16 protein-coding genes are annotated in these 18,930 nt (G+C 64.5%); 13 read left to right on the forward strand and 3 right to left on the reverse strand.

Annotated elements, in window-relative coordinates; all coding sequences use genetic code 11:
- Positions 1 to 101: 101 nt before the first annotated feature.
- The gene (locus tag SB764_RS03175) at positions 102 to 551 is read left to right on the forward strand and encodes a universal stress protein (RefSeq protein WP_065058356.1); all 450 of its coding nucleotides are present in this window, start codon (positions 102 to 104) and stop codon (positions 549 to 551) included.
- Positions 552 to 703: 152 nt separating this feature from the next.
- Here SB764_RS03175 and SB764_RS03180 read toward each other — a convergent pair whose 3' ends face one another.
- Positions 704 to 1,351 carry a nitroreductase family protein gene (locus tag SB764_RS03180; RefSeq protein ID WP_183039222.1) on the reverse strand — a complete coding sequence of 216 codons (648 nt, stop codon included), beginning with the start codon at positions 1,349 to 1,351 and terminating at the stop codon, positions 704 to 706.
- Positions 1,352 to 1,703: 352 nt separating this feature from the next.
- Here SB764_RS03180 and SB764_RS03185 point away from each other — a divergent pair, with 352 nt between their 5' ends.
- From SB764_RS03185 to SB764_RS03200, 4 genes are all read left to right on the forward strand, one after another.
- The gene (locus SB764_RS03185) at positions 1,704 to 2,306 is read left to right on the forward strand and encodes an NAD(P)H-dependent oxidoreductase (RefSeq protein WP_410862643.1); all 603 of its coding nucleotides are present in this window, start codon (positions 1,704 to 1,706) and stop codon (positions 2,304 to 2,306) included.
- Positions 2,303 to 3,187 (forward strand): TIGR00730 family Rossman fold protein, encoded by an 885-nt coding sequence (locus SB764_RS03190; RefSeq protein WP_074987399.1) that lies wholly within the window; start codon positions 2,303 to 2,305, stop codon positions 3,185 to 3,187. The genes SB764_RS03185 and SB764_RS03190 overlap by 4 nt, the downstream gene beginning before the upstream one ends.
- A gap of 110 nt (positions 3,188 to 3,297) precedes the next feature.
- Positions 3,298 to 3,948, forward strand: coding sequence for a BON domain-containing protein (locus SB764_RS03195; protein ID WP_074987398.1), 651 nt, complete (start codon positions 3,298 to 3,300; stop codon positions 3,946 to 3,948).
- 276 nt (positions 3,949 to 4,224) lie between these two features.
- Positions 4,225 to 5,778 carry a methyl-accepting chemotaxis protein gene (locus SB764_RS03200; protein WP_410862645.1) on the forward strand — a complete coding sequence of 518 codons (1,554 nt, stop codon included), beginning with the start codon at positions 4,225 to 4,227 and terminating at the stop codon, positions 5,776 to 5,778.
- A gap of 37 nt (positions 5,779 to 5,815) precedes the next feature.
- Here SB764_RS03200 and SB764_RS03205 read toward each other — a convergent pair whose 3' ends face one another.
- Positions 5,816 to 6,730 (reverse strand): LysR family transcriptional regulator, encoded by a 915-nt coding sequence (locus SB764_RS03205; protein ID WP_074987396.1) that lies wholly within the window; start codon positions 6,728 to 6,730, stop codon positions 5,816 to 5,818.
- Positions 6,731 to 6,976: 246 nt separating this feature from the next.
- On the opposite strand from SB764_RS03205, the gene SB764_RS03210 reads away from it, so the two are divergent.
- The gene (locus SB764_RS03210; protein WP_065058362.1) at positions 6,977 to 7,996 is read left to right on the forward strand and encodes a LysR family transcriptional regulator; all 1,020 of its coding nucleotides are present in this window, start codon (positions 6,977 to 6,979) and stop codon (positions 7,994 to 7,996) included.
- Between the two features lie 131 nt (positions 7,997 to 8,127).
- Here the strand turns inward: SB764_RS03210 and SB764_RS03215 are convergent, their stop codons facing one another.
- Positions 8,128 to 9,708: an isocitrate lyase gene (locus SB764_RS03215; protein ID WP_065058363.1), complete on the reverse strand. Its 1,581-nt coding sequence runs from the start codon at positions 9,706 to 9,708 to the stop codon at positions 8,128 to 8,130.
- A gap of 343 nt (positions 9,709 to 10,051) precedes the next feature.
- Between SB764_RS03215 and SB764_RS03220 the strand changes: the two genes are divergently transcribed.
- The 7 genes from SB764_RS03220 (at position 10,052) to SB764_RS03250 (ending at position 18,930) form a co-directional block, all read left to right on the forward strand.
- Positions 10,052 to 11,011, forward strand: coding sequence for a universal stress protein (locus SB764_RS03220; RefSeq protein WP_321867533.1), 960 nt, complete (start codon positions 10,052 to 10,054; stop codon positions 11,009 to 11,011).
- Between the two features lie 358 nt (positions 11,012 to 11,369).
- Entirely contained in the window at positions 11,370 to 13,220 is a 1,851-nt protein-coding gene (atzF, locus tag SB764_RS03225; protein WP_410862648.1) for an allophanate hydrolase, read from the forward strand.
- An 86-nt stretch (positions 13,221 to 13,306) separates the two neighbouring features.
- On the forward strand, positions 13,307 to 14,404 hold the full coding sequence (locus SB764_RS03230; RefSeq protein ID WP_074987394.1) for a BMP family ABC transporter substrate-binding protein: 1,098 nt from the start codon (positions 13,307 to 13,309) through the stop codon (positions 14,402 to 14,404).
- Positions 14,405 to 14,471: 67 nt separating this feature from the next.
- Positions 14,472 to 15,602 carry an ABC transporter permease gene (locus SB764_RS03235; RefSeq protein ID WP_065058366.1) on the forward strand — a complete coding sequence of 377 codons (1,131 nt, stop codon included), beginning with the start codon at positions 14,472 to 14,474 and terminating at the stop codon, positions 15,600 to 15,602.
- Complete coding sequence (locus SB764_RS03240; protein WP_065058367.1) at positions 15,595 to 16,521, forward strand: ABC transporter permease; 927 nt, start codon at positions 15,595 to 15,597, stop codon at positions 16,519 to 16,521. The genes SB764_RS03235 and SB764_RS03240 overlap by 8 nt, the downstream gene beginning before the upstream one ends.
- Before the next feature lie 67 nt (positions 16,522 to 16,588).
- Positions 16,589 to 17,281: a cysteine hydrolase family protein gene (locus SB764_RS03245; protein WP_065058368.1), complete on the forward strand. Its 693-nt coding sequence runs from the start codon at positions 16,589 to 16,591 to the stop codon at positions 17,279 to 17,281.
- Positions 17,282 to 17,283: 2 nt separating this feature from the next.
- A complete protein-coding gene (locus SB764_RS03250; protein ID WP_410862651.1) occupies positions 17,284 to 18,930 on the forward strand; it encodes an ABC transporter ATP-binding protein in 1,647 nt (548 codons plus the stop codon).

Here is an 18,930-nt window from a genome sequence, read left to right on the forward strand (position 1 = left end):
CGTTTTTCCATTGATGTAAATCAATTGCGTGACGTCGGCGAATCCGAAGATGGGTTCAGGCAAGACGTTACGTAACGGGGCGTCCCGGGGAGGAGCAGACCATGTACGAGAAAATCCTGATGGCGTTCGACGGCAGCGAAACCTCGCTGCAAGCGCTTGACGAAGCGCTGCGCCTCGCTCAACTGGCTCACGCGAAACTTTACGTGGCGCATGTCATCGATGTGATCGCCCCGCTTGGCATGGGGCTGACCTATGTGCCGGCGGATCTCGTCGACGCATACCGGGAAGAAGCGAAGCGGCTGCTGGACGTCGCGTGCGCGAGGGCGACGGCGGCCGGGGTGGCGTGCGAGACGTTATTGCTGGAAGTGGAAGGGGTGACGGACAGCGTCGCGTCGTGCCTGATCCGCTGCGCCGTGCGTGTGGACGCGCAACTGGCCGTCCTCGGCACGCACGGCCGCCGCGGCGTGAGCCGCGCGTTCCTCGGCAGTGTCGCGGAGGCGTTCGTGCGCGAGGCAGACTGTCCGGTGCTGCTCGTCCGGGGCCTTTACTGAGTGTGCGGTGAGTGCGGCGAGTGCGGTGCGCGGCGGCTGACTGGCTCGCGAAGTTCACGCGCGCCGCTCGCGCACCGGTCGGGATCGTCCCGCGATGCAGGGGCGCGGTTCTGTCAACCGCGGTCAACCGCGCGTCCCAGGCTTGCGAGCGATCACGCAGCCGGTTTGCCGACGGTCTGCGCGAGGATCGGCAATTCGTCTTCGTTCAACCGCAGCACATCGGCAAGCAGCCGGTGGTTGATCCAGCCGCGCACCACGGTGGCGAGCCCCTCGGAGGCGCAGTAGAGCGAGACGTTCTGGCAAATCGCGCCGGCGGCGATGCCCGCGAACAGTTCGCGCTGCTGGCGCGGCGTCGAGAGCACCTGGGAACCGCGCAGCACGTAGACGAGATCGAGCGGCGCCTTGCCCACGAAGTCCTGATAGCCCGTCATGTTGCGCGCATCGACGGCATGCTTGAGCGCCAGCCGGTCGAATTCCGGCTCGTAGCGGTACACGCCGTGAGGCAACGCGACATAGATGTCGATCTCGTTGAAAGCCTGCGCGGACGGTGCGGTATGGCCGTCGGTTTCGGGGCGATTGATGCCGTTCGCCGCCCAGAGCAGTTCGCCGAGCGTGTCGAGCGCAATGGGCGTATCCGCGTAGTCGCGGGTGCTTCTGCGCCGCGCAAGCGCGCTCAGGAGCGGTGCGCCGGCGTCGTGCCGCGGGCGCGGCAGGTCGATGAAGACGGGCGCCTCGCCGCTCGCGCGAGCGGGCGGCAATTGCGGCGCGGGTTCGTACTCGATGCGTTGAACAGGGGTCATGAGATTGCTCCAGTCGCTGGCGTGGCGGTCGAGCCGGATTGCGCGTCGACGCACAGGGATGACGCCGATGGCGGCGCGCTGCAAATGCGCGATGCCTTGAGCGAGTGCGCGTGCCATGGCATCCGTCTGCCGTTTCAGTCTCGGCGCGCGGAACGGGGGCGCGATTGACTCAGGTCAATCAGGACTGCGCGCTCCGAGCGCGCGGCGAGGTACGCCGCAGACATCGACGCGTCCTGTGTGCTTTTCGCATCCTTGATATGTGTCAATTCGAGGTCGGCGGCGAGGCGCACGATGAATCTGCGTGTGCAGCGACGATGCCGCGCATCATCCTCAATGTGAAGGAGCCCATGCCATGCAACACCTGATCGTGGCCGCGCATCCGGTCGAAGACAGTCTCACCATGCGCCTGATGCGGACGTATGTCGGCGAACTGGTGCGGCTGGGGCATGACGTGCGCGTTCACGACCTGTACCGGATGGGCTTCGATCCCGTGCTGTCGGCGGCGGAGCTGATCGACGGAACGGCCGCGCACATCCGGACGGTCGACGTGCTGTCCGCGCAGGAAGACGTGCTCGAAGCGGGCGTGCTGACCGTCATCTACCCGCTTTGGTGGATGGCGATGCCCGCGATGATGAAGGGCTACATCGACCGTGTTTTCAGCCGCGGTTTCGCGTACACGGTGGAACAGGGCGAAGTGCGCGGTTTGCTCGCGGGGCGACAGGCGGCGCGGGTGACGGTCTCCGGCTCGCCGCTGGCTTCGTTCGTCGACAACGGCCGCTGGCAGGCGATGCAGATGCTCCAGGACGTGCACGTCTTCGGCGCGGTGGGGTTCGACGTGGTCGGCCACCTCCATTTCGATGAAGCCGGCACGGCGTTGCCCTCCGCGGGCGCGCCAACCGACTTCGCACGCGTGCGCGAGTTCGTTCGCGGCCACTTCGCTTCGGTGCCCGCATGAACACGTCTGTCAAACCGGAACGGCGGCCCGCGCGAAAGACACGACAGGCTCTGCCGCCGCGCGTGCGCCGCCTCGTCGAGAGCCCGACCTATGTTCAGGCCGATGAGGACGGCGCTTTCCTGCGTCGCCCGGAAATGTGTGGCGTGCGTTTGCAGCTCGATTACTGGAAAGCCGAGGAAAAGCTGCAGCAGCTCGGCATTCGTGACACGGTCGTGGTGTACGGCAGCACACGCATCGAAGCGCCCGCTCGCGCGCGCCGCCGGCTCGCTGAGGCGCGCGCGCGGCTCAAGGCCAAACCGTCCGACGCGCAGCGCCAACGCGCGGTTCGCGCGGCGGATGCAAACATGCGCCACAGCGTGTATTACGAAATCGCGCGCGAGTTCGGACGCCTGGTTGGCGCATCGGAGGGCAGCACGCGGCTTCCGAGGCTCACGATCGTGACGGGCGGCGGTCCCGGCATCATGGAGGCGGCCAATCGCGGCGCGTACGACACCGACTCGCCCACCGTCGGCATGAATATCGCGTTGCCGCACGATCAGCTTCCGAACGCATATCTGACGCCCGAATTGTGTTTCCGGTTTCATTACTTCGCCATTCGCAAACTCCATCTGCTCGAAAAGGCCAAAGCCGCGGTGTTTTTTCCTGGTGGCTATGGAACCTGCGATGAATTATTCGAAGTCCTGACGCTTTTGCAAACGAGAAAAATCGAGCCGATTCCGGTGGTGCTGGTCGGCGAGGCGTATTGGCGCAGCCTTGTCGACTTCGACATGATGGCCGAAGAAGGCATGATCGCGCCCGACGACCTCACGCTTTTTCGCTATTGCGAGAACGCGCAGGATATCTGGTCGGCAATCTGCCAGTGGCATGACGCAAATGCATGAATGCAGCTGCGAAAAACAATCCGACAAGCTGTTCGTTTCGGCCGCATGACAGCCGATCTTTTTCATGATGCTGACGTAGATATCAGCGTGTAGATCAGGAGTGAAACGCAATGAAATCCGATATCGAACTAAAGCGCGACGTCGAAGCCGAGTTCGCGTGGGATAAATCGATCAACCCCGCGGAGATCGGGGTCGGCGTGTCGAATGGCGTCGTCACCTTGTCGGGACATCCCGCGAGCTTTGCGCAGAAACTCGCGGCGGAACGGGCGGCCGCGAGGGTTGCGGGTGTGCGCGGAATCGTCGTCGAAATGGAGGTGCGTCTCGCGCGCCATGACGTGCGCAGCGACGAGGACATCGCGGACACCGTGCGCTCGATTCTCGAGTGGACCGTCGGGTTGAACAATCAGATGGTGCAGGCGCGGGTCGAAAAGGGCTGGGTCACGCTGATGGGCGAGTGCGATTGGAGCTATCAGAGTCATGCCGCGAAAAACGCCATTGCGCATCTGCTCGGCGTGACGGGTGTCACCGATACGATTCGCGTCCGGGGCGAGGCGTCGGCGGAAGATATCGCGGTGGGAATTCGCGATGCGATACAGCGTCACGGCGATCGCGAAGCGAAGCATATTGGCATCGAGATTGACGACGGCACGGCGATCCTCACCGGCAAAGTCGCGTCGAATGCCGAACGCAGGCTCGTGTTCGGAGCCGCCAAAGCGACGTCAGGCGTGCGGGCTGTGGTCGATCTGCTCGAAATCGGGTGAATGCGCGCGCCGTTATCGTGAGGAGGCGTATTGGCGATTTAAACAATAAATCGGCAGTCGTTATTCGTCTGACAATATCATGTTATGTATCATTTTATCGGGCCGGCGGCAATGTGAAGTTCAATAAATGTCCTTTCTGAATTGACCGCTAATGGTCGGGGAATTCGCGCCGTTAGCAGGGCAGGTGACCAAAAAAAATGCCATGCACATTCTCCAGCGGCAACAGGGAAATCATGGCGGGACATTAAAACACTCTAGCCCCAGGTAGCGACCTCTATGCCTCAGGATGTCAGCATTCGTGCCCGCCTTGCGATGGCGATGGCCTTTCTCGCGGTTTTGCTCGTCATCGGCGGACTGATGGGCGTCGGCGGCGTGTTCGTGAGCAATAACGATGTCAAGGAGTTGTACGCGAACCGGCTCGCTTCTTCCGAGGCCTTGGGGCAGGCGAACGTCGCGCTGTCGCGGGCGCGTTTGTGGCTGTATCGCATCGCACTCGACCCGACGAGCCCCGACGTCCAGCAGGAGACGCAGACCGCCCACAATTTGCTGACCGCCGCCAGGAGCGCGTGGGACAGTTACCGCGCGTTGCCGTTTTCCAGCGCCGACGAGGCGCGTCAAGCGCGCGACGTCAACGAGAAGTTCGGCCTGCTCGTCACCAACGGGCTGGACCGGATGTTCGCGGCGATCGACACCCACGACCCGGCCAGAATTGCGGACGTGTGGAAAAACCTGCCGCCCGCGCTGTTTATCGATGTATCCGACGGCATGGACTCGCTCGGCGGAACGCAGGTCACGACCGCACGGGAATTGTTCGACGCCGCCCAGACGCGTTTTCGCTGGTTTGTGGCAATCGCCATCGTGGGTATCGCCATTGCGCTCGCGGCCGCGGTTCTGGCGTGGCGATCGCTGCAGCGTGCAATTGGCGTTCCGCTGGATCGGGCGCTCAATCACTTCAGCGCCATTGCAAACGGCGATCTCACCACGCATGTCGAGGTCCATTCGCGCGACGAAATGGGGCGACTGATGGAAGGCCTGAAGGCGATGCAGGGCAAGCTCATTCGGACCATCGGCGTCGTTCGGGATGGCTCGCGCCAGATCGAAATGGCCAGTCACGAAATTTCCGAAGGCAACGTGGATCTTTCGCAGCGCACGGAGGAGCAGGCGGCGTCGCTGGAGCAAACCGCTGCATCCATGGACGAGCTGACGGCGACCGTGCGCCTGAACGCAGAGAATGCAAAACAGGCGAGCGATGTGGTGAGAAGCACCGCGCTGCTCACCGATCAGGGCAACGAGGCCACGCAGGCCGTGGTGCGGACCATGCGCGGCTTGTCCGATTCGTCGGGAAAGATCGCGGAGATCATCGGTGCGATTGAAGGCATTGCTTTCCAGACGAATATTCTTTCCCTGAATGCCGCCGTGGAGGCCGCCAGGGCCGGTGAGCAAGGCCGGGGTTTTGCCGTTGTCGCCAGCGAAGTGCGTTCGCTCGCGCAACGCAGCGCGACGGCGTCGCGCGAAATCCGGGACCTGATTACCGATTCGTTGAATCGGGTCGGCGCGGGCGCGAAACAGGCGGATCGTGCGATTGGAGCGATGCAGGAAATTCAGGCTTCGGTGAAGCGCGCCAGTCATTTGATGGAGGAAATCGCCGTTGCCTCGGAAGCCCAGTCCAAGGATATCGAGCAGGTGAATCAGGCGGTTTCCGAAATGGACCGCGTGACCCAGCAGAACGCGGCGCTCGTGGAGCAGGCATCGGCTGCCGCGCTGTCGCTCAAGGCGCAGTCGGGGCAACTCGAAACGGCGATCTCGGTCTTTCGCATGGCTCAGGTATGAGAATGCTTCGCGGCCCGATATCGAATGCGTGCGGAATTTAAAGCGCGCCGACGCGCGTTTGTTTGCCCAGCACCTCATGGCAGACGTCCAGCCACGCCCGCGCGGCGTGCGACATGTACCGGTCCGTGGACCAGATATGCGACAGCGTCCAGTCGAGCGCGGGTTCGGTCACGCGCGCGACCGCAAGATTGCCCGTGTCGAGGTGAGCCAGGAACGGCTCGGGCAGGAAGGTGGTGCCCAGGCCTGCCGCCGCCATGGCGGCGAGAAAGTCCCAATGTCCGCTGCGTGCCACGACATGAGGTTCTATACCGGCTTCGCGAAACGCGGCAAGCACGCGGCGGGTCAGGGCGAAACCTTCGTCGAGCAGAATCAGCGGCTGGTGTTTGAGCGCGCCAAGTCGCACGGTCCGGCGTCCATGCCATGAGGCTTCACGCGGACCCACCGCCCAGATCGAATGGCGTGCAATCGCGCGGCTTGCAAGACCTTCCGGCGTGCTGCCGGGTAAAAGCACGGTAGCGCCGACTTCCAGTTCGCCTGCTATGACTTTCTGCTCGAGCAGTTGCCCACCGTGTTCGGCGAGCCGCAGTTCGAGCGTCGGGTAACGTTGCTGAAAGGCTCTGACCGCGCTGGGGAAAAACAGATTGCCCATGGGCGGCATGCCCACGGTGAGTTGTCCGCGAGCGAGTTGCGCGACGTCGGCGACTTCCAGCTGCAATTGTTCAATCACGGAAAGCGCCTGCAAGCCGCGTTCGTAAACCACGCGGCCAATGTCGGTGAGCTGAACTCGCCGACCATCGCGGATCAAAAGCGGCTGACCGACTTCGTCCTCCAGTTGCTTCACCATCTTGCTGATTGTCGACTGGGTGACAAACACCGCGGCGGCAGCCTGCGTGAAGCTCCCGAGTTGAACAGTTTCGACGAAATAGCGCAGTGCGCGGATATCGATCGGCATGCTTCCCGCCTTAAAGACACATGAAAAAAACGACTGAATTTTATGACATAAAATCACGATATGCATCGCTGAATTTTCATTAAACTGGCTCTCGGCTGAAGCTCGACCAGGCGCGATTCTTCATACAAGGAAGCGAGCTTGCGGCAGCGCTTGAAATGAGCGCGGCAGCCTTTTCGCGGATCAGGCGATGTCACCCGTGGCGCGCTCGATGGTCATTCGCGAGACAAGATAACGACTGAAGGTCTGATGGATACGCTACAAAATATGCGGGTGTTTACCCGCGTGGTCGAAGCGGGCAGTTTCACTGCAGCCGCCCAGTCGCTCGACTCGACCACCGGCGCGATGTCGCGCGCGGTTTCGGAGCTTGAGGCACATCTGCGTACACGTTTGCTCAATCGCACGACGCGCCGTCTCGCACTCACGACGGCCGGCGAGCGTTATTTGCAGCGCTGCAAGCAGATTCTCGCCGACGTCGAAGGCGCCGAAGAGGAAGCCAGTTGCGCGCATGAGCGTCCCGCGGGCGTGCTGCGTATGCATAGTTTTGCGAGCATCGGGCAGCATTACGTGCTGCCAGCGATCTCGCAGTATCGTGCGCTGCATCCGGACGTCACGGTCGAACTCACGCTTTCGCAGCGTATGCCCGATCTGTATGGCGGCAGCAGCGACGTGTCGCTGGTGATCGCGAGTTCGTTGCCCAATTCCGATCTCGTTTCGCATCGGCTGGGCGCGTCGTGCAGCATTCTGTGCGCATCGCCCGAATACATCCAGGCGCACGGCGCGCCGCGAACGCCGGCCGATCTCGCGCGTCACGACTGTTTGATCCTGAAGACTCCCACGGCGCCTGCGAACGAGTGGACGCTCGAAGGTCCCGAAGGCGTTGTGTCGATGCATGTCGATGGGCCGGTGCAGGTGAATATCGCGGAGTCGCTGGCCGTTGCGATTCGCGAGGGCATGGGCATCGGCATGCTGCCTGTCTATGCGGCCATCGACGGGCTGCGCAGCGGTGCGCTCGTGCGCGTGCTGCCGCAACACATCCTGCAACGGGTCAATGTGTATGCGCTCTATCCCTCGCGCAAATTTGTCGATGCGAAGACCCGCACCTGGGTGGAGTTTCTGCGTAACTATCTGGGCGAGGTGATTGCGCGCGACATGGCCGCGCTCGAAGCGCTGGCACGTGACCCGCTCGCGGATTGCACGGCAGTCGCGGCCGCGCCCGACTCGCCTTTGCCTGGCGCGGCGAATACCTTGACGGACACACCGGCCTGAAAGAAACGGCATGACGGCGAGGCGTTCATGCAGGCGCTTCGCATCCGCCTCGCATCCGCAAACAATTTGTCCGGCAAATAAAAAAACGCCAACCCAGCCGGGTTGGCGTTTTGCATGAGGTGCGGTGACGATCAGAACTGATTCATCGTGTTGTCTTTGCCCGCTGCCTTCAGGGCGGCTTCGCCGCTGAAGTATTCCTTGTGGTCGTCGCCGATATCCGAGCCGGACATGTTCTGGTGCTTGACGCACGCGATGCCCTGGCGGATTTCCTTACGCTGCACGCCGGCCACGTAACCCAGCATGCCCTGGTCGCCGAAATACTCCTTCGCGAGATTGTCGGTCGACAGCGCGGCCGTGTGATACGTCGGCAGCGTGATGAGGTGGTGGAAGATACCGGCTTCGCGCGACGCGTCGGCCTGGAAGGTGCGGATCTTTTCGTCGGCGATCTGTGCCAGCTCGCTCTGGTCGTATTCCACGCTCATCAATTGCGCACGGTCGTAGGACGAAACGTCCTTGCCCGCGGCCTTCATCGCGTCGTAAGCCTGCTGACGGAAGTTCAGCGTCCAGTTGAACGACGGGCTGTTGTTGTACACCAGCTTGGCGTTCGGAATGACCTTGCGGATCTCGCTGACCATGCCGCCGATCTGCGCGATATGCGGTTTTTCGGTTTCGATCCACAGCAGGTCGGCGCCGTTTTGCAGCGCGGTGACGCAATCCAGCACGCAGCGTGCTTCGCCCGTACCGGCGCGGAACTGGAACAGGTTGCTCGGCAGGCGCTTGGGGCGCAGCAGCTTGCCGTCGCGCTTGATGACGACGTCGCCGTTGCCGAGCGCGTCGGCCGAGAGTTCTTCGCAATCGAGGAACGAGTTGTACTGATCGCCCAGATCGCCCGGCGTGCTGGTCACGGCGATCTGCTTGGTCAGGCCCGCACCCAGCGAGTCGGTGCGCGCCACGATGATGCCGTCGTCCACGCCCAGCTCCAGGAAGGCGTAGCGGATTGCGCGGATCTTCGCGAGGAAATCTTCATGCGGCACGGTGACCTTGCCATCCTGGTGGCCGCACTGCTTTTCGTCGGAGACCTGGTTTTCGATCTGGATGCAGCACGCGCCCGCTTCGATGAACTGCTTGGCCAGCAGGTAAGTGGCCTCGGCGTTGCCGAAACCCGCGTCGATGTCGGCGATGATCGGCACGATGTGCGTGACGTGATTGTCGATCTTTGCCTGGATGGCGGCCCTGGCTGCGCCCTGGGCGGCATCCAGCTCGCGGAACAGACCGCCCAGCTCACGGGCGTCGGCCTGGCGCAGGAAGGTGTACAGCTCGCGGATCAGCGCGCTGACCGAGGTCTTTTCATGCATCGACTGGTCCGGCAGCGGACCGAATTCCGAGCGCAGCGCGGCCACCATCCAGCCCGAGAGGTACAGATAGCGGCGCTCGGTGCTGTTGAAGTGCTTCTTGATGGAGATCATCTTCTGCTGGCCGATGAAGCCGTGCCAGCAGCCCAGCGACTGGGTGTACTTCGCCGGATCGGCGTCGTAGGCGGCCATGTCGGCGCGCATGATTTTGGCCGTATAGCGGGCGATGTCGAGACCGGTCTTGAACTTGTTCTGCGCGCGCATGCGTGCGGCGTATTCGGGATTGATCGCGTTCCAGGCGCTGCCTTGCTGCTCTTTCAACCCGGCAATCGCCTGGATGTCGTCTTGATATTGGGTCATGAGTATCTCCTGAAGGGAAAGCGTGAGTGACTAGATAGTCGGTCGAACTGCATGACTTAATAGTAACGCCGCGGCGCCAACTCTTATATAAGACATAAGACATAATTTTTTGTTGTTTTTCAATGACTTGCGCGATGATTTTTGCGATGTAAAACATGCTCCCAAGGAGCGGAATGACGGATTCGCCGTCGATTCGTCGGAATTCCGCAATATGAAATGTGCTTTCGGCAGCTGGAGTTGGAGTGTGGCGCTGCCGTCCGATCAGGATTGATTTGTGTCAATCGCCGGAAGTCGATCCGCGCGAGTATGAGTTCCACGTTCTGCGTTGATCGTGAGGTGAGAAATGACTCAGCAATCCGGCGCGAAGGGACTCATGCGATTCACGAGGATTCTGGTCGCGGTGGACGCCACCACGGCGTCGTCTGCGGCGCTCAGGTATCTGAAGCCGCTCCTCCACCGCGGCGTGACCGTGCGGGTGGTGTCCGTCGCAGAAAACCCGCACACGCTTGTCCCGTTGGGCGGATGGGCGGGAGCGCAGCTTCAGGCTTTCCGGGTCGAATTGCTGCGTGACGCGGACGCCGCGATCCAGACCGCGCAAGCCCGGTTGCAGGGCCGCGGTGCAAAAATCGACGGCCAGCTCGTCGACCTTTGCAAAGTGGGCGGCCATCTCGTGGATGCGCTCGGCGAGGCGATTTCGCAATGGGCGCCTGATCTTGTCGTGCTGGGAACGCGTCATCATCAGGGCCTGTTGCGTTGGGTGGAGGGCGAAGTCTCCGCGCCGCTGGCCCGACTGCTTCATGCTCCGGTCCTGATCGTGCCGGCCGAATACGACGGCGCGTGCGATGGTCCGCCTTCGCGGGTGCTTTTCGCGACAGATGGCAGCGACGCTTCCCGGTGCGCGCTGCGTGCAGGCGCCGGTCTCGTCGCTTCACGTTCGGATTGGCGCATCATCCATGTCGTCGATCGTCTGCTGGCGCCGGGCACCGGGCCATTTGAAAGGCAGCTCGAGGAGACGCTCTCAGAGATCGGCCAGGTCGCCCTCAAGGCCGCAGTCGGCGAACTCGCCTCGTATGGCCAGCAAGATGAGCGAGCCGTGGAAACCGCGCTCATCAAGACGAGCAGCACCTTCGACGATGTGCCGCATGCAATCGAGCGCGACGCGGTGCGATGGAAGGCGCAACTCGTCGTCCTCGGAACGCACGGGCGACGCGGCGTGACGCGCTGGCTGCTCGGCAGCGTCGCCGAAAGAACGCTGCGATTGACGTCCGTTCCGCTTTTGCTCGTGCCAACGCCTCGCGAATAGCGGCGGCAGACCGGCACGCGCCAGTTTCCCCGCCACCGGCGTACCACTCGCAACGGAAAGTCTTCGCTACCCGCGCGGATAGATCGACTTTGCATGCGCGAGCGGCCCCGAAACGGCGCGCCCCGCACGACTTGCGTCGGCACTTTGCGTGCACTGGCAACGTGAATCGCTGCACCGGTACGCGCCGCCAGGTGGCCCGCGATGTCCCACGATGGCGCGCGAACGAAGCCGCGCGCTGTCTGTGCGGTGCGTGCCCGTTCGTCTGTGAGGCACGCCAGGCAAGCTTGCGCGGCGCGCGCGGGGTCATCTGGCATGGATGCTGCGTGTTGAGTTCCATCTTGTATCCAAGATTGAACTCATGCCACGCCTCCGCCCGTTGAAGGTTCGCGCACTGCTCGATGCGTATCGCCGTGGCGAGATCTCGCCGCGCGAGACGGTCGACACCGTGCTGCACCGCCTTGCGACCACGCATCGTCCAGAAGCGTGGATCCTGCGTGTTGCCGCGTCCAGCCTCGTCACGCGCGCCGCGCAACTCGAACAACTGCTCGCCGACGAAGGTCCTGCGCTATTCGAGCGCATGCCGCTGTTCGGCGTGCCGTTCGCGGTCAAGGACAATGTCGATGTCGCAGGCCTGCCGACCACGGCCGGTTGCGCGGCGTTCGCCTATACGCCCGGCGAAACGGCGTTCGCGGTCGAGCGTCTGCTCGACGCCGGCGCGATCCTGATCGGCAAGACCAATCTCGATCAGTTCGCGACCGGCCTCGTCGGCACGCGGTCGCCTTATGGCGCGGTGCGTCAGGTCGATCACGACGACTTCATTTCAGGCGGCTCCAGTTCGGGTTCGGCGGTCGCGGTGGCGGAAGGCATCGTCGCGTTTGCGCTGGGCACCGATACGGCGGGCTCGGGGCGCGTGCCGGCGGGCTGCAACGGCATCGTCGGCCTCAAGCCGTCGCTGGGGCTCGTCAGCAAGCGTGGCGTCGTGCCCGCGTGCCGCACGCTCGATACGCTCTCGGTGTTCGCGCACGATGTCGCCGACGCGTGGACCGTGCTCGATCGCCTGGCGGCCTTCGACGCGCGTGACGCCTATTCGAAGCCGCTCGTCTCACGCGGCCTGGCGCATGGACCGCTGCGCCTCGGCGTGCCCGACACGCTCACGTTCTTCGACGACAGACGCGCGCAGGACGCATTCGCCGCGACGCTCGACGGCATTGCCACGCATCTGACGCTCACGCCCGCGCGCTTCGCCTTCGCACCGTTGCAGCAGGTCGCGGCGCTGCTCTATGACGGCCCGTGGGTGGCGGAGCGGCGCGCCGCGCTCGGCGACTTCTTCGACACGCATCGCGCGCAGATCGAACCGACCGTGGCGAAGGTGATCGCTCAGGCCGAACGCTTCGACGCCGCGACGGCATTCGACGGCCAGTACACGCTAGCGCGTCTGAAGCGCGAGGCGGACGCGCTGTTCGAACAGTTCGACATCCTGATCGTTCCGACCGCGCCGACACATCCGACCCTCGCCGAGGTGCAGGCGAATCCGGTCGAGGTGAACAGCCGCCTCGGCGTCTATACGAACTTCGTCAATCTGCTCGACTGGTGTGCGCTCGCGGTGCCGGGCGTGCCGCGCGACGATGGCTTGCCCGCGGGCGTCACGCTGATCGGACCGTCGGGCGCGGACCAGCAGCTCGCGGTGCTCGGCGCGCGCATTCAGGCGCTGTTTAACGAAACGGACGAAACCACCGCAGCCGCCGCGGCACGCGATGCCGATGCGATCGCCGCGAGTCCGCTGCCGATTCAGGAACCGTGCGTCACGCTCGCGGTGGTCGGCGCGCATCTGCGCGGCGAGCCGCTGAACTGGCAACTGTTGCAGGCGGGCGCGCGCTTTGTCGAAGCGACCACGACGGCGCCGCATTACCGTCTTTACGCGCTCGCGGGCACCACGCCGCCGAAGCCGGGCCTCGTGCGGCAGAGCGAGGGCGCGGAAGGCGACGCGATCGCCATCGAATTGTGGAACGTGCCGCTGCGCAGTTTCGGCGCGTTCGTTGCCGCGGTGCCCGCACCGCTTGCGATCGGCTCGCTCGATCTCGCGGATGGGCGAACCGTGAAGGGTTTCGTCTGCGAGCCCTTTGCGGTGGCCGCCGACGCGGCTGCATCCGATATCACGGCTTATGGCGGCTGGCGCGCGTATCTGGCGCATCGCGCGCTAAAGCGCTAATGCACTCAAACGCTGAACTGAAACGCACAACGAACCCCGAAGCGAACACCGAACGCAGTGACCGATAACCATCAGGAATCCAAATCATGACGCAACGTCGCGACTTCATCAAACAGGCGGGCGCGCTCGCGCTCGGCAGCCTGCTGCCTTTCGAAGGCGTGTTCGCCGCCGAGAAACTGACGGTCGGCGTGATCTACGTCGGTTCGAAGGGCGATTACGGCTACAACCAGGCGCAGGCGCAAGCGGCGGCGGTCATCAAGAAGTTGCCGAACGTGAAGGTGGTCGAGGAAGAGAACGTGCCGGAAACCGTCGCGGTGCAGAAGTCGATGGAAGCCATGATCGAGCAGGACGGCGCGACGCTGATCTTCGCGACATCGTTCGGTTATTTCGACCCGCATGTGCTGAAGATGGCGGCCAAATATCCGAAGATCCGTTTCGCGCATTGCGGCGGCCTGTGGAAGCAGGGCAATCCGCCCAATATCGCCAGCTATTTCGGTTATATCGACGAATGCCAGTATTTGAACGGCGTGGTCGCGGGCCATATGAGCAAGACGAAGAAGCTCGGTTTCGTCGCGGCCAAGCCGATTCCGCAGGTACTGCGCAACATCAATGCGTTCACGCTTGGCGCGCAGTCGGTCGATCCGTCGATCACGACGCATGTGATTTTCACGGGCGACTGGTCGATGCCGGTGAAGGAAGCCGAGGCGGCCAACAGTCTCGTCGATCAGGGTTGCGACGTGCTGACCTGTCACGTCGACGGTCCGAAGGTCGTGATCGAAACCGCGGAGAAGCGCGGCGCGATGAGCTGCGGTTATCACGCGAGCCAGGCGGCGCTCGCGCCGAAGGGCTATCTCACGGGCGCCGAGTGGGATTGGGCGACGCCGTATCAGACGCTCGTCGCCGATGCGCAGACCGGCAAGCCGCAGCCGAACATCTTGCGCGGCGGTCTCAAGGAAGGTTTCGTGAAGATGTCGCCGTATGGCGCGAAGGTCACGCCCGATGCGAAGAAGAACGCCGACGCGATCAAGGCGCACATGATGGCCGGCCAGTTCGCGATCTTCAAGGGGCCGCTCAAGGACAACAAGGGCGGCACGGCCATCGCGGCGGGCACCAACTACGCGCAGACCGACATCACGCTAGAGAGCATGAATTACCTCGTCGCCGGCGTAGTCGGTCAGATCTGAACCATGAGCCTGTCCAGCGCGATCCCGCCGTGAAGTCCCCCATCGCTCAACCTCGCCAGGAGAGATCATGCGCGCTCCCGCTTCCTCGGTGACGTCGGCTGGCGCCCGCGCGCTGATCGGCCTGTTGCCCGCGCTGCCGACGCTTGCCGCCATCGTCGGCACGCTGTTGCTGTTCTCGCTCTTTCTGCTGATCGAGGGCCAACCGGCGGGCGACGCAATCGCGCTGATCGCGCAGGGCGCATTCGGCTCGTCGTTCGCGTGGCAGAGCACGCTGCTGCGTGCCGCGCCGCTGATGCTCACCGCGCTGTGCGTGGCGCTGCCCGCGCAGGTCGGGCTGATCGTGATCGGCGGCGAAGGCGCGCTCGCGCTCGGCGGGCTCGCGGCGGCGGTCGTGCCGTCGCTGCTGCCGCACGGGACGCCGTGGTTCGTCGCGACGCCTGTCATGGCGCTGGCCGGCATGATCGTCGGCGGCGCGTGGATCGGCGCGGTCGGGGCGTTGCGGCAGTGGCGCGGCGTCAACGAGACGATCAGTTCGCTGCTGATGTCCTATATCGCGATCGCGGTGTTCAAGTTTCTGGTCGAAGGGCCGCTGCGCGATCCGGCGAGCCTGAACAAGCCGTCGACGCCGCCGCTGCCCGATGCGTTCTCGATCGGCTCGCTGCCGGGACTCGAAGTGCATTGGGGGTTGTTCTGGGGCGCGCTGGCGTGCGTGGCCGCGTGGGTCTTCGTGCGTCACAGCACGAAGGGCTTCGCCATGCGCGTAACGGGCGGCAACGCGCGCGCCGCGCGTCTCGTCGGCCTGCCGGTGAATTCGCTCGCGTTGACGGCGTGCGCGCTGGGCGGCGCGGCGGCGGGTCTCGCGGGCATGTTCGAGGTCGCGGCCGTGCAGGGCAGCGCGAACGCCTCGCTGCTCGCGGGCTACGGTTACGCGGGCATTCTCGTGGCGTTCGCTGCACGCCAGAATCCGCTCGCGATCATCGTGTGCGCGCTGATGATCGGCGGCATCGAGGCGAGCGGCAGTCTGCTGCAACGCCGTCTCGATCTGCCCGACGCGACCACGCTCGTGCTTCAGGGCCTGCTGTTCGCCAACCTGCTCGCGTGGGAAGCGCTCGGCGGACGGCTCGCCGCATGGCGCGTGAAATTGCAGGCCGCCGCGCCGTCCGATGTCGCTTCCACGCTGGAGCAAAGCCATGTCTGATCTGCATTCGCCGCTTGCCGTGCTGCTGCTCTCGCTGATCGCGGGCGCGGTGCGCGTGAGTACGCCGTATCTGTTCGTGAGTCTCGGCGAATGCCTGACCGAGAAGGGCGGGCGCGTCAATCTCGGCCTCGAAGGCATTCTGGTGACGGGCGCGATGAGCGGTTATGCGGGCGCGTATCTGAGCGGCTCGCCGTGGCTCGGCGTGCTGCTGGCCGGTTGCGCGGGGCTGCTGCTCGGCTGTCTGCACGGTTTGATCTGTTCGCTGCCGCGCGTCTCGGACATCGCCTTCGGCATCGCGCTGATGCTGTTCGGCACCGGCCTAGCGTTCTATCTCGGCAAGCCCTTTATCGAGCCGCAAGCGCCGATGCTGCGCTCGTTCGATTTCGGCGCCTGGAGCGCGTCGCCGCAATTGCATAACGCGCTGCACGTGAACCCGCTGTTTCTGATTGGCGTGGCGATGGCGTTCCTCCTGCAATGGGGATTGCGTTCGACGCGCTGGGGCATGACGCTGCGCCTCGTCGGCGACAACGCTCAGAGCGCGCGTGCGATGGGTTATCCGGTCACGCGCGTGCGCATCGCCGCGACGGCGGTCGGCGGCTTTTTTGCGGGCGTTGGCGGCGCGTATCTGTCGCTCGTCTATCCGGGCAGTTGGAACGAAGGTCTCTCCAGCGGCCAGGGGCTGATGGCGGTCGCGCTGGTGATTTTCGCGCGCTGGCAGCCGCTGCGCTGCCTGTGGGCCGCGCTGCTGTTCGGCGCGGCGGGCGCGCTCGGCCCCGCGTTGCAGGCGATCGGCGTGACGAGCGGCTATTACCTTTTCAACGCCGCGCCTTATGTGCTGACGCTCGCGATCATGATCGTCAATTGCCGCCCGGACCGCTCGCTGGCCGGCGCGCCCGGCGAATTGAGCCTCACGCGCTGACGCTTTGCCGACACCTTGTTCACGCGTTATTTCGCCATCGATCCATCTCGTCTCACCGGAGACCGACATGACCCGTTTCATCGAAGCCCGTCCGTATCCGTGGCCCTACGACGGCGCGTTGCGCGCCGATAACACCGCGCTCGTCATCATCGACATGCAGACCGACTTCTGCGGATTCGGCGGCTATGTCGACAAGATGGGCTACGACCTCTCGCTCACGCGCGCGCCGATCGAGCCGATCAAGCACGTGCTCGCCACGATGCGCGCGCAGGGTTTCACCATCATTCACACGCGCGAGGGCCATCGTCCCGATCTCTCGGATCTGCCCGCGAACAAGCGCTGGCGCAGCCGCCAGGCGGGCACGAACGGCATCGGCATCGGCGACGACGGTCCGTGCGGCAAGATCCTCGTGCGCGGCGAACCGGGTTGGGAAATCATCGACGAACTCGCGCCGCTGCCGGGCGAGATCGTGATCGACAAGCCGGGCAAGGGCTCGTTCTGCGCGACCGATCTCGAACTCGTGCTGCGCACGCGCGGCATCGCCAATCTCGTGCTCACCGGCATCACGACCGACGTGTGCGTACATACGACGATGCGCGAGGCCAACGACCGCGGCTTCGAATGCACGATCCTTGCCGATTGCTGCGGCGCGACCGATCAAGGCAATCACGACGCGGCGCTGAACATGGTGCTGATGCAGGGCGGCGTGTTCGGCACGGTGTCCGATTCGCACGCGCTGCTCGCCACGCTCGGACGCTGATCATGTCGACGCTCGCCAGCATGAAAGCGCTGCCGCCGAAGCGCGGCGCGCTCAGCGTCGAAGTGCTCGGCGCCAGCAAGCGCTTCGGCGCATTCCGCGCGCTCGACGACGTCACGCTCAAGGTGCGCGCGGGCACGGTGCATGCCTTGCTCGGCGAAAACGGCGCGGGCAAGAGCACGCTCGTGAAAGGGCTCGTCGGTTATGGCCTGCTCGATAGCGGGCAGATCGTCGCCGACGGCCGCGAGGCGCGCATCGCTTCGCCGCGCGATGCGCAGGCGCTCGGCATCGGCATGGTCTATCAGCACTTCACGCTGGCGTCGGGCTTGTCGGTCGAAGAGAATCTCGTGCTCGCGCGCGGCCGCATGCCGTGGAAGATCGATTGGGATGCCGAGCGCAAGGCGCTCGACGCGTTCATGCGGGAGATGCCATTCCGGCTCGCGCTCGACGCGCCCGTGTCCGGTCTCGCGGCGGGCGAGAAGCAGAAGCTCGAAATTCTCAAGCAGTTGTATCTGCGTCAGCGTCTGCTGATTCTCGACGAGCCGACGTCCGTGCTCACGCCGCAGGAAGCCGACGAAGTGCTCGGCCTGATGCGCGATCTCGCCACGCGCCACGCGCTGACGGTGCTGATGATCACGCACAAGTTCCGCGAGGTGATGGCGTATGCGGACGATGTGACGGTGTTGCGCAAAGGGCGTCTGGTCGGCAGTTGCGCGGTGCGCGACACCGACCGCGACCGCCTCGCCGCGTGGATGATGGGAACGGACGCCGACGCGGCGGCCAAAGCCGAAGCGCGCGCGACGGCGGACATCGACACCGCGCGGCCCGCGCGCAAACCACTCGCCGCTCAAGCGCCGGTATCGCTCGAACTTTCGAAGTTGACCGTGCTCGACGACCGCGGCCTCGCGGCGGTGCGGGAAGCGTCGCTGGCCGTGCGCGCCGGGGAAATCCTCGGGCTGGCCGGCGTGTCGGGCAACGGCCAGAAAGAACTCGTCGAGGCGCTGGTCGGCCAGCGCCGCGTGCAGTCCGGTGCGATGCGCGTGAAGGGCGAGCCGTATCGCGCGACCCGTGAAGCGATGACGCGTTTGTCGGTGTTCGCTTTGCCCGAAGAGCCGTTGCGCAATGCGTGCGTGGCGAACCTGAGCATCGCCGAAAACCTCGCGCTGCGCGACTTCGACCGCGCGCCGCTGCGCTCGGGCGGCTGGCGTCTGAACCGGCGCGCATTGCGCGAACGTGCGACGCAGCGCATCGCCGAATTCAACGTGCGGCCGCCGGTGCCGGAGCGCGGCATCGGCACGCTGTCGGGCGGCAACGTGCAGCGCGCGGTGCTCGCGCGCGAGCTGGGCCAGCCGGTCGATGTGCTGATCGTCGCGAACCCGGTGTTCGGGCTCGACTTCGCGTCGGTGGCCGATATCCACGCGCGCATTCTCGCCGCGCGCGACGCGGGCGCGGCCGTGCTGCTGGTGAGCGAGGATCTCGATGAACTGCTCGAACTGGCCGACCGCATCGCGGTGATCGCGCAAGGGCGGCTCGTATTCGAAACCGCCGTGGAGAACGCGGACCGCGTGGTGCTCGGCCGCCACATGGCCGGCCACGGCGATGATCGTCAAACCGAAGCGGCGGTTCCGTCCGCCGCCTTTCATGGAGCCTGA

Origin of the sequence: Paraburkholderia sp. SIMBA_027 (genome assembly GCF_046535315.1) — a bacterium.
Classification (GTDB): domain Bacteria; phylum Pseudomonadota; class Gammaproteobacteria; order Burkholderiales; family Burkholderiaceae; genus Paraburkholderia; species Paraburkholderia tropica.

Coding starts and splice junctions, on each gene's coding strand:
- SB764_RS03235 (WP_065058366.1), top strand. CDS start 14,472: ATGCGCGCTCCCGCTTCCTCGGTGACGTCGGCTGGCGCCCGCGCGCTG.
- SB764_RS03240 (WP_065058367.1), top strand. CDS start 15,595: ATGTCTGATCTGCATTCGCCGCTTGCCGTGCTGCTGCTCTCGCTGATC.
- SB764_RS03230 (WP_074987394.1), top strand. CDS start 13,307: ATGACGCAACGTCGCGACTTCATCAAACAGGCGGGCGCGCTCGCGCTC.
- SB764_RS03180 (WP_183039222.1), bottom strand. CDS start 1,351: ATGACCCCTGTTCAACGCATCGAGTACGAACCCGCGCCGCAATTGCCG.
- SB764_RS03250 (WP_410862651.1), top strand. CDS start 17,284: ATGTCGACGCTCGCCAGCATGAAAGCGCTGCCGCCGAAGCGCGGCGCG.
- atzF (WP_410862648.1), top strand. CDS start 11,370: ATGCCACGCCTCCGCCCGTTGAAGGTTCGCGCACTGCTCGATGCGTAT.
- SB764_RS03210 (WP_065058362.1), top strand. CDS start 6,977: ATGGATACGCTACAAAATATGCGGGTGTTTACCCGCGTGGTCGAAGCG.
- SB764_RS03245 (WP_065058368.1), top strand. CDS start 16,589: ATGACCCGTTTCATCGAAGCCCGTCCGTATCCGTGGCCCTACGACGGC.
- SB764_RS03220 (WP_321867533.1), top strand. CDS start 10,052: ATGACTCAGCAATCCGGCGCGAAGGGACTCATGCGATTCACGAGGATT.
- SB764_RS03190 (WP_074987399.1), top strand. CDS start 2,303: ATGAACACGTCTGTCAAACCGGAACGGCGGCCCGCGCGAAAGACACGA.
- SB764_RS03195 (WP_074987398.1), top strand. CDS start 3,298: ATGAAATCCGATATCGAACTAAAGCGCGACGTCGAAGCCGAGTTCGCG.
- SB764_RS03200 (WP_410862645.1), top strand. CDS start 4,225: ATGCCTCAGGATGTCAGCATTCGTGCCCGCCTTGCGATGGCGATGGCC.
- SB764_RS03215 (WP_065058363.1), bottom strand. CDS start 9,708: ATGACCCAATATCAAGACGACATCCAGGCGATTGCCGGGTTGAAAGAG.
- SB764_RS03205 (WP_074987396.1), bottom strand. CDS start 6,730: ATGCCGATCGATATCCGCGCACTGCGCTATTTCGTCGAAACTGTTCAA.
- SB764_RS03175 (WP_065058356.1), top strand. CDS start 102: ATGTACGAGAAAATCCTGATGGCGTTCGACGGCAGCGAAACCTCGCTG.
- SB764_RS03185 (WP_410862643.1), top strand. CDS start 1,704: ATGCAACACCTGATCGTGGCCGCGCATCCGGTCGAAGACAGTCTCACC.